We start from the raw sequence: 13,624 nt of genomic DNA, 5'->3' as shown, positions 1-13,624 counted from the left end.
CGAGGGCCCCACCGCCGTTCCGCGGCAGTGGGGCCCTCGCGCCGTGCACCGGTTCAGCCGGACAGGTGCTCGCCGTAGGTGCGACGCCCGCGCGCACCGCCCGAGGGCACCGCCGCGCCGTCCCGGAACGCCGACGACAACCGACCGGGCACGGGCGTGGCGACGACGTGGGCCCCCGGTTCCCGGGCGGCCGCCCACGCCCGCGCGAGCTCGGCCGCGGTCAGCTCCTCGGGCCCGCCGAACTCGACGACGTCCCCCGCCGGCGCGCCGAGGGCCACCTCCACGGTGTGGGCGGCGGCCTCACCGACGTCCACCGGCTGCGTCCGCCAGCCCATCGGCACCGGCAGCACCGGCCCGCGGCGGGCGGTGCCGAGGAGCTCGTCGACGAAGTCGTGGAACTGGGTGATGCGCAGCAGTGTCACTGGCAGTCCCGAGGCCAGCAGCACCTGCTCGGTGGCGAACTTCGCGTGGTAGTAGCCGTACGGGATGCGGTCGACCCCCACGATCGACACGTAGACCAGGTGGCGCAGCCGCTCGCGGTCGACGGCCTGCACCAGCCGCCGGGTGCCGGCGACGTCGGTCTGCCAGTAGTCACCGCGCGCGTCGCTGGCCGCGTGCACCACGACCTCCGCGCCGGCCAGTGCCATCGGCAGGTCACGGCCGGTGGCGAGGTCCCCGCGGACCCCGCCCGGGCCGGTGCCCCGCCGCGACATCTGGCGCACGTGGTGCCCGGCGCCCTGCAGCTGGTCGACCACCCGGCTGCCGAGGCGTCCGGTTCCTCCGGTCACGAGAACGTCCATGCGGTGCAGTCTGGCGGGGTCGCCCCCGCCCGGGCATCGCACGGCGCGCCCGGGACGGGCGATCTCACATACGAGATAGCGTCCCGTCCCGTGACGGCCACCGACACCATCCCGCCCGACTCCCCCGCCCCGGAGCCCCACGGCCGCCCCGCGGACACCGTCATGCACCGCATCGGCCTGCTCGTCCGCGACGCGCGGCGGCACCGCGGCCTCACCCAGGCCGAGCTCGCCGAGCGCCTGGGCACCAGCCAGAGCGCGATCGCCCGTATCGAGCAGGGCGGCCAGAACCTCACCCTCGACCTGCTCGGCCGGCTGTCGGAGGCCCTGGACAGCGAGCTGTTCAGCGTCGGCCCGGCCGGCCCCACCCACCTGCGGGTGACCGGCGGCACCCCGCTGCGCGGCAGCGTCGCGGTGAAGTCCTCGAAGAACGCGGCGGTGGCGCTGCTGTGCGCGGCGCTGCTCAACCGCGGCCGGACGACGCTGCGCAACGTGGCCCGCATCGTGGAGGTCGAGCGCATCCTCGACGTGCTGCGCTCCATCGGCGTCTCGGCGACCTGGGACGCCTCCGGCCGGGACCTCACCCTCGTCACCCCCGACGAGCTGGACCTCGCCGGCATCGACGCCGACGCCGCCCGTCGGACCCGCAGCGTCATCATGTTCCTCGGCCCGCTGCTGCACCGGGCGTCGCGGTTCGAGCTGCCCTACGCCGGTGGGTGCGACCTCGGTACCCGGACGGTGCAGCCGCACATGATCGCGCTGCGCCCCTTCGGCCTGGAGGTCGAGGCCCACGCCGGGTGGTACTCCGCCACGGTCGGCGCCACGCGCAGCGCCGACCGGACGATCGTGCTGACCGAGCGCGGGGACACCGTCACCGAGAACGCCCTGCTGGCCGCGGCGCGCGCCGACGGGACGACCACCATCCGCAACGCCAGCTCCAACTACATGGTCCAGGACCTCTGCCTGTACCTGCAGCTGCTCGGCGTCGGCATCGAGGGCCTGGGCACGACCACGCTGACCGTGCACGGGCAGCCGGTGCTCGACGCGGACGTGGACTACACGATCAGCGAGGACCCGGTCGAGGCCATGAGCCTGCTCACCGCGGGCATCGTCACGGGTTCCGAGCTCACCGTCACCCGGACGCCGATCGAGTTCCTGGAGGTCGAGCTCGCCGTCCTCGCCGAGATGGGGCTGCGGTACTCCCTCTCGCCGGAGTACCGCGCCGACAACGGGCACACCCGGCTGGCCGACGTCACGATCCGCCCGTCGGAGCTGCGGGCGCCGATCGACAAGGTCCACCCGATGCCGTTCCCCGGCCTCAACATCGACAACCTGCCGTTCTTCGCCGTCATCGCCGCCGCGGCGTCCGGGTCGACCCTGATCCACGACTGGGTCTACGACAACCGGGCGATCCACCTGTCCGACCTCACCCGGCTGGGTGCCGACGTCCGGCTGCTCGACCCGCACCGGGTGCTGGTGGCCGGGCCGACCCGGTGGTCCAGCGCCGAGGTGGTCTGCCCGCCGGCGCTGCGCCCGGCGGTCTGCATCCTGCTGGCGATGCTCGCGGCCCGGGGGACGTCGGTGCTGCGCAACGTCGACATCATCGCCCGCGGCTACGAGCACCTGTACGAGCGCCTGGTCGAGATGGGCGCCCGCATCGAGGTCTTCCACGACTAGAAGGACCCCCTGCCCCCCACCCCTCGCAGGCTCGCGGCGGGCCCCTGCAGGAGGCCGTCGCCCAGCCTCTCGGCTCGGGAGGTCCGGTCGCTTCAGCGTTCCTGGTCGGTGGGGCGCACCAGCACCTCGTTGACGGCGACGTGCGGCGGCTGGCCGACCACGTAGAGGACGGCACGGGCGATGTCGTCGGCGTGCAGCGTCCGCATGCTCTCGGCCATCTGCCGGGACTGCTCACGCGCCTCGGGCTGGGTGATGTGGTTGGACAGCTCGGTCGCCACCGCCCCCGGCTCCACCAGCGACACCCGCACGCCCCGCGCGGTGACCTCCTGGCGCAGTGACTCGCTGAAGGCGTTCACCGCCCACTTGCTGGCGTTGTAGACCCCGGCGCCCTTCCGGGCGGTCCGCCCGGCGACGCTGGAGATGGTCACGATGTCGCCGGAGCCCTGCTCGAGCATGCCGTCGACCACGGCGTGGGTCATGTAGAGCACGCCCATCACGTTGGTCTGCACCATGCGCCGCCAGTCCTCGGGGTCGGCGCCGACGATCGTGCCCAGCAGCATCACGCCCGCGTTGTTCACCAGGACGTCGAGGCCGCCGAGCTCCTCGCGGGTGCGGCGGACGGCGTCGGCGCAGGCCTGCTCGTCGGTGACGTCGAGGTCCAGCTCCAGCACCCGGGCGCCGTCGTCGCGGAGCTTCGCGGCCAGGGCCTCGAGGCGGTCGCGTCGGCGGGCGCCGATGGCGACGGCGGCGCCGGCCCCGGCCAGGGCGACGGCGGTGGCCTCCCCGATGCCGGACGACGCCCCCGTGACGAGGGCGACCCTGCCGGCGAGCGGACGGGCGGGCTCGGTCATGCGTGCTCCTCTCCCGGGGCCACCGGGCGCGGCCCCGGCACCAGCCTGGTCGATCGGTGCGGTCGCGGCGCGGGCAGGGTCAGGACAGGGTGACGCCGAAGCCGCGCACGGCCAGCCGCAGCAGGACCGGCCCCGGCCGCAGCAGGTCGTCGACCCGCGCCGCGGCGGCCGACTCCAGGTCGGCGACCCGCCGGGCGTAGGCCGCCGGCCCCTCCCGCCGCGCCGCGTCGAGCTGCCCCGCGTTGGCCCACACCTTGCGCCGGGACTCGCGCAGCAACACCTGGCTGGCGGTGCGGTTGGCCGGTGAGAGCAGCCGGTCCAGGCAGGTGCGCCGGCCTCCGTCGCGGTGCAGCTGGGCGTCCTCCACGGCGACGCGCGCGGCCAGCACCCGGTCGATGCGCTCGTGGTCGCGCCGGCGCAGCTCCCGCAGGCCGGGGTCGTCGAAGCCGGCCGGCGGGATGACCCGCACGAGCGACTGCGGCAGGTCGTAGTTGATGTGCGCGTTCATGCCGAGCAGCACGTGCGCCTCGGGCGGCAGCCCCGGCCGCGCCCCGAAGGCCAGCCGCCACGGTCGCGGCGGGGCGGCCGGGTCCCGCCGGTGGGCGGCCAGCGCGTCGAGGTAGAGGCCGGCGAAGTCGACGTCCCACTCCTCCACCCAGGCGGGGTCCTCGAACTCGCCTCCGCGGATCGCGGCGGCGACCGCGACGGTGGTGCGCAGGTAGACGCCGAGGAAGAAGCGCAGCGGGTCGTGGGCGGCCTGCAGGGGCGCCAGCAGCCCCTCCATGCGGGACACCAGCGCGTGGATGCCCGAACCCACGAGCGCCCTCCTCCTCGCGTCAGACGAGCGCGTCGAACCCGTCGTCGGGGGCGGCGGTCATCGCGGCGTCCACCGGCGGCCGGTGCGGCTGGTCGAGCCCCCGCATCCGGGCGGCGTGCAGGGCCAGCAGCAGGTTCAGCCGCAGCGTGGGGTCGGTGGTGAAGGGCCCCAGCAGCCGCTCGAGCTTGCCGATCCGGTAACGCATCGTGTTGTAGTGGAAGTGCAGCCGGCGGGCGGACTCCGCGACGTTGAGGTTGGTCTCCAGCAGGACCCGCAACGTCTCCCGCAGGTCGGCGGAGTCCGGGTCCCCGGCATCGGCCAGGGTGCCGAGCACCTCGTCGACGTAGTTGCGCAGCTCGGTGCTGTCGGGGATCAGCGACAGCAGGCGGAACACGCCGAGCTGGTCGAAGTGCGTCACCGCCTGCGTGCCGTGGATCTCCTGCCCCACCCCGAGCGCCCGCTGCGCCTGCTGGTGCGCCTCGCCGAGCGCGGACAGCGACCCGGCCGGGCGGCCGATGCCGGTGCCGAGCACGCGGCCCACCCGGCGGACGCGGGCGTTGACCCGGGAGGTCACCGCCGACACCAGCGCGCTGACCTCCTCCGGCGTCCGCCCGTCGAGGGGCAGCACGGTCACGATCTCGGTCGACAGCCCCGCGACCGCCGCCCCGGACACCTCGCTCTCCAGGGCCGACCGCCAGCCGTCGGCCAGCCGGTCGAGGACGTCGAGCGCCCGGGTGGGGTCGGCGTGCGGGTCCGCGGCGGTCTCCGTGGCGGTCACCAGGACGACGACCGGGCCGTCCAGCCGCCAGCCGAAGGAGCGGGTCTGGGCCAGGGCCCGCTCGGTGTGCCGCAGCGAACCCGCGACCAGCCGCCGCACGAGATCGCCCTGGAAGCGCAGCTCGACCGAGTGCACCGCCTGCTGGCGGATCACCGACAGCGCCGAGATCACCGCCGCCCGCTCCAGCACACCGCCGGCCCCGACCATCATCGGGCCGGTCCGGTGGACGGCGACCAGCCAGCCGTGCCGCTGCTCGCCGGCCATGATCGGGGCGACCGCGTACTCCCCCACCCCGCCGGGCAGCTCGTGGTGGCCGGGGACGAGCAGGATGCCGTCGGCCGGTGAGAGGTCGGCGTCGGCCAGCACCTCGGCGGGGGTCACCACGGTCTGGTCGGCGCGGACGCCGGACACCCGGCGGGACGGTGCCATCGTGGCCAGCTCGTCCTCTGCCTCGGCGTCCAGCAGCCACAGCCAGTCGCTGATCTCGGCGACGTCCTCGGCCGGACCGGCGGTGGTGACGATCTCGCGGTCGGGACCCAGGCCCAGGACCGCGGCGCCGTCCAGGAACACCGCCAGCTGGTCGGTCACCTCGGCCAGCCCGCCACCGCTGAGGGCCACGTCGATGAACTGGTCGTGCATCCGGTAGGACAGGGCGAGCTCCTCGCCCTGCTTGCCGACGACCGCCCCGAGCACCTCGGAGACGATCTCGTCCATCCGTGCCGCGGCCGGCACGGCCAGCACGGGCAGGGACCGCCGGTCGGCCTCGGCCAGCACCTCGTCGGGGACCGGCGAGGGCCCCTCGGCCCGGCGGAAGGCCAGCGCCGCGGTGCCCATGGAGTCCAGCCGCTCCACCAGGGCCCGGCAGTTGGCGGCGTCGGCCGGCGGCAGCCGCGCGCCGAGGACGACGACGACGTCCGGCCCGGCGACGGCGAGGGGATCGGTGGGGTCGTCGACCACCATGTGCCGCACCACCCGGCCGAGCCCGGCGGCCCCGGCGACCACCTCGGTCCCCGCCAGCCCGGGCAGGTTCAGCGCCTCCTGGAGGGTCAGCCCCATGCGCTCCTGCCAGGTGGTCCGCTCCGCGCGGTTGTCGCTCACCGATGCCTCCGCTGCCAACATGCGACGACGCAGGGAAGCTGCACCATCACCCTGGGTGGGGACGGTGAGCGATGCATCACCCTGGGTCACGACACCTGCCTTCCACATCGCTCATGCACACGGCCATACCACGGCACCCTGTCAGGAGTGCCTGGACCAACGTCCCCATTCTTGGCGACTTCCGCCATACAGGGGCATGCGACGCGCCGCTTAGGTTCGAGACCCGGAACCACTCCGCCCGCTGGATGGTAAGCCGTCACCGCTCTCACGGTGCCGCCGAGTCCCTCCGGTGAGGAGGGCGGGGCCGGGCGGGGGGCCTCGAGCCGACGGTGCCTCCCGTTGTCTCCAGGTGAAGAGGCCACCATGCGCACGATCAACGAGACAGCCGGCCCGGGCGGGACCCATCCCGTGACCCCGACGTCCCCGCGGGGCCGGGCAGCTCAGGCCGGAGTGCCCACCATCCCCCTCCCGCGGGACTCCGCCCAGGCCGCGGCCCGCACAGCACCGCCGTCCCGGGCCGCCACCGCGGTGCCCGCCTCGGCCAGCACCGGGGTCGCCGACCTGCTGCGGGGGCCGGTGCGCCCGGCCCGCGTGCTCCTCAGCGTCCCTGCCGCCGTCTACCTGCACGTGTCGACCGACCGTGGTGGCGAGGTCGTCGGTGTGCTCACCAGCGACGCGGCCCGCCTCCCGCTGGGCTGCGTGCTCTTCCGCCCGAGCAACGGCCGCCCGCTGGTGGGCGTGCCCCAGGACGCGCCGGCGGAGGTGGGGGGCGGGCGGATCGTCGTCGGCGACCTCACCGTCAGCGCCGCCGCCTGGTGGGACCCCCGGCCCCGGCTGCCCAGCCCGCGGCCCGCCCTGCTCCCGGAGGGTGTCCGCCAGCTGCGCAACGCCCTCTACGGCGAGGGTGTACCGCACAGCGCGTTCACCCTGCCGGGCCTGCCGGCCGGGCCCGGCGGCCCGCTGGCCGCCCTGCGCGGTGCGGTGCGCCGGGCGGACCTCGACGCCGCCCTGCGCACCGCCGTCCGGCTCGTCGGCCTCGGCCCGGGGCTCACCCCGGCCGGGGACGACGTGATGGCCGGGACCATGGCCGGGCTGGTGCTGCTGGGTCACCCGGCGGCCGAGCGCTTCGCCGCCGGCGTCTACGCCCTCGCCGCCGGGCGCACCACCGAGCTGTCCCGGGCCCTGCTGCGGCACGCCGCGGCCGGGCGGGTCAGCGGCGAGTACGCGGCGGTGCTGCACGGTCTGGTCGGCGAGCGGCCGCTGGGCCCGGCCATCGCCGGCCTGCTGGCCACCGGCTCCACCAGCGGCCGGGCCATGGCGCTGGGCCTGTGCACCGCGATCGACCTCGTCGACCGGACCACCCGCCCGCGCTGAAAGAGGACCCCTCGAAGGACCCCGCTGCCCCCCACCACTCGCAGGCTCGCGGTGGGCCCCTGCACCAGGGCCGTCTGCCCCCTCGCCAGCTCGGGGCGGTGCCCTGAACGGGGCCACCTGGTGCAACGGGCGGGAGCCCCCTCCCCCATCGGGAGGGGGCTCCCGCGCGTCCGGGGGCCGGCCGGCTCAGCCGGGGAGCTCCTCGAATGCCTGCGCCGCGGGGACCAGCGGCACCAGGGAGTCCCACTGCGCAATCCGGCACCCGTCGGTCCGGGACACCCGCAGGTCGACCGGCTCCCCGGCCCAGCGGCCGGTGACGTGGGCGGTCTGCGGGCCGCCGTACTGCTCGGTGCACACGGCGTCGTCGGGGATCGGCGCGAAGGGGTCGGGCAGCTGCTGCAGGTGATCACAGGCCGCCTGGGCGTCGGGGTGGTCACCCGCGGCGACGTCCCCGCAGACGAGCGTCCAGCGCTCGACCGCGGCGCCCTCACCGGGATCGACCTCCACCACCAGCTCGTCGTCCGCCCCGCCGGTGCCGGGACCCGGGGAGGCGCCGTCCGCGGCCGGGTCACCGTCCGACGGCGAGGCGCACGAGACCAGGAGCAGCAGCAGGAGCACGGCGAGCACGCGCATGCCCAAGGGACGAACGGGGGCGCCGGACCGTGCCCGGCGGCTCAGATCCGGCAGGCGTGGATGCTGGTGACCAGGATCGCCCGGGCGCCGAGCTCCCACAGCTCGTCCATCACCCGGTTGGTGTCGGACTGCGCGACCATCGCCCGCACCGCCGACCAGCCCTCGGTCTGCAGCGGGCTGACGGTCGGCCCCTCCAGGCCCGGGGTGAGCGCGGTGGCCTTCTCCAGCAGCTCGTTCGGGCAGTCGTAGTCGAGCATCACGTACTGCCGGGCGACCAGGACCCCGCGCAGCCGGCGCCGCAGCTGGGCAACGGCCGGGATCTCCTCGGCGCCGGCCCGGCGCACCAGGATCGCCTCGCTGGTCAGCACCGGCTCGCCGATGATGTGCAGCCCCGCGGCCCGCAGGGTCGTCCCGGTCTCGACGACGTCGCAGACCGCGTCGGCGACACCCAGCCGGCAGGCGGTCTCCACCGCGCCGTCGAGCTTCACCACACCGGCGTGGATGCCCTTCTCCTGCAGGTACCGCTTGAGGAGCACGGGGTAGGCGGTGGCGATCCGCTTGCCGGCCAGCTGCTCGACGGTCTCGATGTCCGACTCGACCGGGGTGGCGAAGCGGAACGACGAGCGGCCGAATCCCAGCGGCATCACCTCGACCGCCGCGGCGCCCTCGCCGTCGGCCGGCGCGGTCTCCAGCAGCATGTCGCGGCCGGTGATGCCGACGTCCAGCGTGCCGGCGGCCACGTAGACGGCGATGTCACGGGGGCGCAGGTAGAAGAACTCGGTGTCGCTGTCGGGGTCGTAGACGGCGAGGTCCTTGGTGCTGCGCCGCTGCCGGTACCCGCTCTCGGCCAGCATCGCGGCCGCAGGGTCGCTCAGGACGCCCTTGTTGGGCACGGCGATGCGCAGCACGGGGAGAACTCCTCTTCGAACGGGTGGGTGGTCGGCCCTCCTGCGGCTCCCCGGCGCCAGCCTGCGAGCGGGGGCAGGAGGTCCTCCTTCAGAGGTGAGCGTAGACGTCGTCCAGGCTCAGCCCCCGGGCCAGCATGAGCACCTGCACCCGGTAGAGCAGCTGGCTGATCTCCTCCGCCGTCCGCTCCTCGCCCTCGTGCTCGGCGGCCATCCAGGACTCCGCGGCCTCCTCCACGACCTTCTTGCCCGCCGCGTGCACGCCGTCGCGGACCGCGGTGACCGTCCCGGAGGTCGGGTCCCCGGCGGCCACCTTGGCGGCGAGCTCGGTGAACAGCGAGTCGAAGGTCTTCACGCGCGACTCCCGTCGGCCGGTCGGATGGTGAAGCCGGTCGGCCGCGACGGGCCGCGCAGCTGACGCAGGGTGAGCGCGGTGGACAGCGCGGCGATCGTCGCCTCCCACCCCTTGTCCTCCGCGGACCCGGGCAGTCCGGCGCGGTCGCGTGCCTGCTCCTCGGTGTCGCAGGTCAGGACGCCGTTGCCGACCGGCGTGCCCGCGTCGAGGGCCACCCGCGTGAGGCCGGCGGTGACCGCGTCGCAGACGTACTCGAAGTGCGGGGTGCCGCCACGGATGACCACGCCGAGGGCGACCACGGCGTCGTGCTGCTCGGTCAGCGCCTGCGCGACCACCGGGAGCTCGACGGCTCCCGGTGCCCGGACGACGGTGGGCGACGGGATGCCCGAGGCGACCGCCGCGGCCACCGCGCGGTCCAGCAGGGAACCGGTGATCTCCACGTGCCAGGTGGTGGCGACGATGCCCAGGGTCAGCCCCGCGGCGTCGACCGCACCGACCTGCGGCGCTCCGTGCCCGCTCACGACATCTGCTCGTTCTGCCGCAGGGGCACGTCGGTGCCCGGGACCGTGGGGACGTCCTCGGGACCGGACTCGGTCTCCGGCTCGATGATGTCCAGCAGGTGGCCCATCCGGTCGCGCTTGGTGCGCAGGTAGGCCAGGTTCTCCGCGGTCACGTGGCTGGGCAGTGGCACCCGGCCGGTGATCTTCAGACCGTAGCCCTCCAGCCCGGCCCGCTTGGCCGGGTTGTTGGTCAGCAGCCGCATCGTGTGCACACCGAGGTCGACCAGGATCTGCGCGCCGGTGCCGTAGTCGCGGGCGTCGGCGGGCAGGCCGAGGTCGAGGTTGGCGTCCACGGTGTCCACCCCGGCGTCCTGCAGCTGGTAGGCCTGCAGCTTGTGCAGCAGGCCGATGCCCCGGCCCTCGTGTCCGCGGATGTAGAGGACCACCCCGCGCCCCTCCTGCGCGACGGCGGCCAGCGCGGCCTGCAGCTGGGGGCCGCAGTCACAGCGCAGCGACCCGAACACGTCGCCGGTCAGGCACTCGGAGTGCACGCGGACCAGCACGTCGGTGCCGTCGGAGATGTCGCCGTAGACGAACGCGACGTGCTCGCGCTCGTCGTAGGAACTGCGGTAGCCCACCGCGGTGAACACCCCCGGCGCCAGGGGCACGGTCGCCTCGGCCACCCGCTCGACCAGCTTGTCGAACCGCTTCCGGTAGGCGATCAGGTCCGCGATCGTGACCAGGCAGAGGTCGTGCTCGTCGGCGAAGACCCGCAGCTCCTCCCCCCGCGCCATGCCGATCGGGTCCTTCTCGCTCACCAGCTCGCACAGGGTCCCCGACGGGCGCAGCCCGGCCAGCACCGCCAGGTCCACCGCCGCCTCGGTGTGCCCGGGCCGGCGCAGCACCCCGCCGTCGCGGGCCCGCAGCGGCACGATGTGCCCCGGCCGGGCCAGGTCCGCCGAACTCGTCTGCTCCGCTGCCAGCAACCGGATGGTGTGCGCCCGGTCGGTCGCCGAGATCCCGGTCGTCACCCCCTCGCGGGCGTCGACGGTGACCGTGTAGGCGGTGCCGCGACGGTCCTGGTTCACCCGGAACATCGGCGGCAGGTCCAGCCGGTCGGCGTCCTCCTCGGTGACCGCCACGCAGATGTAGCCCGAGGTGTACCGGACCATGAAGGCCACCAGCTCCGGCGTCGCCAGTTCCGAGGCGAAGATCAGGTCGCCCTCGTTCTCGCGGTCCTCGTCGTCCATCACCACGACCGGGCGGCCGCGCTTGATGGCGGCGATGGCGTCCTCGATCGTGTCGAGTCGCGTCGACGTGCTCGTCACGCATCCTCCTCGCTGGCGATGGTCGGCCACGTGCCGACGCATGCTGTGCTCGCGCGTGCGCTCACGAGCGTGCTCCCAACAGCCGTTCCACGTACTTGGCGATCACGTCGACCTCCAGGTTGACCGGGCTCCCCGGGGGTACCGCGCCCAGCGTGGTCTCGCGGAGGGTGGTGGGGATCAGGCTGACCTCGAACCACGGCTCGGGGTCGTCGACGGCGCTGACGGCACTCACGGTCAGGGAGACGCCGTCGACCGCGATGGAGCCCTTCTCCACGACGTACCGGGCCAGCTCGGGGGGCAGCGCGATCCGCACGACCTCCCAGTGCTCGCCGGGGGTGCGGGCGCGGACGGTGCCGACGCCGTCGACGTGGCCCTGCACCAGGTGGCCGCCCAGCCGGGTGTGCGGCGTGACGGCGCGCTCGAGGTTGACCGGGTCCCCGTCGGCCAGGGCGCCCAGGCTGCTGCGCCGCAGGGTCTCGGCCATCACGTCGGTGGCCCAGACGTCGCCGTCCACCGCCGTCACGGTCAGGCAGACCCCCTTGACGGAGATGGAGTCGCCCAGCGCCACGCCCTCCAGCGCCTTCCGCGCGCGGATGCGCAACCGGGCGGCCGTCACCTCCCCGCCCTCTTCCAGGTCCTCCCGGTCGAGCAGGGTGCCGACTTCCTCGACGATCCCGGTGAACACGATCAACTCCCTCCGGTCGCGGCCGGGCTCTCCGCAGACCGACTGCCACCAGTGTGCCGGTATGCACGCAAGCGGATGCCGACATCCCCGCCCAGGCGGGTGACGTCGACGACCGACAGGGTCAGCGCGTCCCCGATCGAGGTGATTCCCAGGTCGCCGACGAGCGATGCCCCGCCCCCCAGCAGCTTCGGCGCCAGGTGCACCACCGCCTCGTCGACCAGCCCCGCCCGCAGGAACGCCGCGGCCAGCGTGGGGCCGCCCTCCAGCAGCACCCGCCGCACATCGCGGGCGAACAGCTCGGCCAGCAGCTCGCGGGGGCCGGCCGCGGCGCTGACCAGGGTGGGGGCGGCGTCGTCGAGCACCCGGGCGTCGGAGGGCAGCCGGCCGCGGCGGTCGAGCACCACCCGCAGCGGCTGCCGGCCGGCGGGGACGCCGTCGGCGTCGCGGACGGTGAGCTGGGGGTCGTCGGTCAGCGCGGTGCCCGAGCCGACGAGGACGGCGTCGCACGTGGCGCGCAGCCGGTGGACGGCGGCGCGCGCCTCGCGGCCGGTGACCCAGCGACTGCTGCCGTCGGCCGCCGCGACACGCCCGTCGAGGGTGCCGGCGACCTTCCACACCACCTGCGGCCGCTGCTCGCGGACGCCGGTCAGCCAGGCACCCAGGGCGCCGTCCTCGGCCTCGGCCTGCTCGACGCCGAGCACCACCTCGACGCCGGCGGCCCGCAGCCGCGCCGCGCCGCCGCCGGCCGGCGAGGTGGGCTCGGGGACGGCGACGACGACCCGCGAGACCCCGGCCGCCAGCAGCGCGTCGGCGCACGGACCGGTGCGGCCGGTGTGCGCGCACGGCTCGAGGGTGACGACGACGGTGCCGCCGCGGGCGCGGTCGCCGGCCTCCGCCAGGGCGCGCACCTCCGCGTGCGGGCCGCCGGGCGGGGCGGTCGCGCCCTCCCCCACCGGCGTCCCGTCGGCGGCGAGGACGACGGCACCGACGGCGGGGTTGGGGCTGGTGGAGCCGAGCACGCCGGCGCCGAGCCGGCGGGCGCGCGCCATGGCGTGCCGCTCGGCCGCCGTCGGCACGGGGTCGGTCCCCGGCGCTGCGGCCCGATCCCCGGCCGGGCAGGGGCTCACCCGACGAGCGCCGCGGCGGCCTGCGCGCGCAGGCCGGCGATGGCGCGGGAGGGGTCCTCGGCGCCGTAGACGGCCGAGCCGGCCACGAAGACGTCCGCGCCCGCAGCGGCGGCGGCCTCGATGGTGTCGGCGTTGATGCCACCGTCGACCTCGACCAGCACCGTCAGGTGCCCGGTGTCGACGAGCTCGCGGGCCCGGCGGACCTTGGGCAGCACCTCGGCCATGAACTCCTGCCCACCGAAGCCGGGCTCGACGGTCATGACCAGGAGCGTGTCGAAGTCGGGCAGGACGTCGAGGTGGTCCTCGAGCGGGGTGCCCGGCTTGAGTGCCAGGCCGGCGAGGGCGCCGGCGGCGCGGATGTCACGGGCGACGGCGCGCGGGTCGGTGCAGGCCTCGGCGTGCACGGTGACGTTGCGGGCGCCGGCCTCGGCGTAGTCCGGCGCCCAGCGCTCGGGGGCCTCGATCATGAGGTGGCAGTCCAGCGGCACCGGGCTGACCGCCTGCACCGCCTGCATGACCGGGAGGCCGAAGGTCAGGTTCGGCACGAAGTGCGCGTCCATGACGTCGAAGTGCAGCCAGTCGGCGTCCGCGACCCGTCGTGCCTCCTCGGCCAGCCGGGCGAAGTCCGCCGACAGCAGGCTGGGCGCGATCATCGGGGTCCGGGGCACGTCTGCCGAGTCTAGGGGGCCCTGCCGGGGT

The 13,624-nt window shown here is 75.2% G+C and carries 14 protein-coding genes; 2 read left to right on the top strand and 12 right to left on the bottom strand.

Going from position 1 to position 13,624, the window contains the following annotated elements; genetic code table 11:
- Positions 1-53: 53 nt before the first annotated feature.
- Positions 54-800, bottom strand: coding sequence for an SDR family oxidoreductase (locus CRP39_RS05150; RefSeq protein ID WP_097204881.1), 747 nt, complete (start codon positions 798-800; stop codon positions 54-56).
- Between the two features lie 90 nt (positions 801-890).
- On the opposite strand from CRP39_RS05150, the gene CRP39_RS05145 reads away from it, so the two are divergent.
- Positions 891-2,474, top strand: coding sequence for a helix-turn-helix domain-containing protein (locus tag CRP39_RS05145; RefSeq protein ID WP_245853578.1), 1,584 nt, complete (start codon positions 891-893; stop codon positions 2,472-2,474).
- Positions 2,475-2,566: 92 nt separating this feature from the next.
- Here the strand turns inward: CRP39_RS05145 and CRP39_RS05140 are convergent, their stop codons facing one another.
- From CRP39_RS05140 to CRP39_RS05130, 3 genes are all read right to left on the bottom strand, one after another.
- Positions 2,567-3,325 carry an SDR family NAD(P)-dependent oxidoreductase gene (locus CRP39_RS05140; protein ID WP_097204879.1) on the bottom strand — a complete coding sequence of 253 codons (759 nt, stop codon included), beginning with the start codon at positions 3,323-3,325 and terminating at the stop codon, positions 2,567-2,569.
- 79 nt (positions 3,326-3,404) lie between these two features.
- On the bottom strand, positions 3,405-4,142 hold the full coding sequence (locus CRP39_RS05135; protein WP_097204878.1) for a DUF5995 family protein: 738 nt from the start codon (positions 4,140-4,142) through the stop codon (positions 3,405-3,407).
- A gap of 19 nt (positions 4,143-4,161) precedes the next feature.
- A complete protein-coding gene (locus CRP39_RS05130) occupies positions 4,162-6,018 on the bottom strand; it encodes a PucR family transcriptional regulator (protein WP_245853577.1) in 1,857 nt (618 codons plus the stop codon).
- A 408-nt stretch (positions 6,019-6,426) separates the two neighbouring features.
- On the opposite strand from CRP39_RS05130, the gene CRP39_RS05125 reads away from it, so the two are divergent.
- On the top strand, positions 6,427-7,392 hold the full coding sequence (locus CRP39_RS05125) for an oxamate carbamoyltransferase subunit AllH family protein (RefSeq protein ID WP_245853575.1): 966 nt from the start codon (positions 6,427-6,429) through the stop codon (positions 7,390-7,392).
- A gap of 186 nt (positions 7,393-7,578) precedes the next feature.
- Here CRP39_RS05125 and CRP39_RS05120 read toward each other — a convergent pair whose 3' ends face one another.
- The 8 genes from CRP39_RS05120 to rpe all read right to left on the bottom strand — a co-directional run bounded on the left by CRP39_RS05120 (position 7,579) and on the right by rpe (position 13,593).
- Entirely contained in the window at positions 7,579-8,025 is a 447-nt protein-coding gene (locus tag CRP39_RS05120; protein WP_097204874.1) for an SSI family serine proteinase inhibitor, read from the bottom strand.
- 41 nt (positions 8,026-8,066) lie between these two features.
- A complete protein-coding gene (gene hisG, locus CRP39_RS05115) occupies positions 8,067-8,933 on the bottom strand; it encodes an ATP phosphoribosyltransferase (RefSeq protein ID WP_097204872.1) in 867 nt (288 codons plus the stop codon).
- Between the two features lie 88 nt (positions 8,934-9,021).
- Positions 9,022-9,285 (bottom strand): phosphoribosyl-ATP diphosphatase, encoded by a 264-nt coding sequence (locus tag CRP39_RS05110; protein ID WP_097204870.1) that lies wholly within the window; start codon positions 9,283-9,285, stop codon positions 9,022-9,024.
- Entirely contained in the window at positions 9,282-9,806 is a 525-nt protein-coding gene (gene ribH / locus CRP39_RS05105; RefSeq protein WP_097204869.1) for a 6,7-dimethyl-8-ribityllumazine synthase, read from the bottom strand. Before ribH ends, CRP39_RS05110 begins: the two co-directional genes overlap by 4 nt.
- On the bottom strand, positions 9,803-11,113 hold the full coding sequence (locus CRP39_RS05100; RefSeq protein ID WP_097204867.1) for a bifunctional 3,4-dihydroxy-2-butanone-4-phosphate synthase/GTP cyclohydrolase II: 1,311 nt from the start codon (positions 11,111-11,113) through the stop codon (positions 9,803-9,805). The genes ribH and CRP39_RS05100 overlap by 4 nt, the downstream gene beginning before the upstream one ends.
- 61 nt (positions 11,114-11,174) lie before the next feature.
- Positions 11,175-11,798, bottom strand: a complete 624-nt coding sequence (locus CRP39_RS05095; RefSeq protein ID WP_097204866.1) for a riboflavin synthase — start codon at positions 11,796-11,798, stop codon at positions 11,175-11,177.
- A gap of 2 nt (positions 11,799-11,800) precedes the next feature.
- Entirely contained in the window at positions 11,801-12,874 is a 1,074-nt protein-coding gene (gene ribD, locus CRP39_RS05090) for a bifunctional diaminohydroxyphosphoribosylaminopyrimidine deaminase/5-amino-6-(5-phosphoribosylamino)uracil reductase RibD (RefSeq protein WP_245853574.1), read from the bottom strand.
- A 47-nt stretch (positions 12,875-12,921) separates the two neighbouring features.
- Positions 12,922-13,593, bottom strand: a complete 672-nt coding sequence (gene rpe / locus CRP39_RS05085; RefSeq protein WP_097204864.1) for a ribulose-phosphate 3-epimerase — start codon at positions 13,591-13,593, stop codon at positions 12,922-12,924.
- Positions 13,594-13,624 lie beyond the last annotated feature (31 nt).

Origin of the sequence: Geodermatophilus sabuli (genome assembly GCF_900215145.1) — a bacterium.
GTDB classification, from domain to species: domain Bacteria; phylum Actinomycetota; class Actinomycetes; order Mycobacteriales; family Geodermatophilaceae; genus Geodermatophilus; species Geodermatophilus sabuli.
This window is presented reverse-complemented; position numbering and strand designations above follow the sequence as displayed.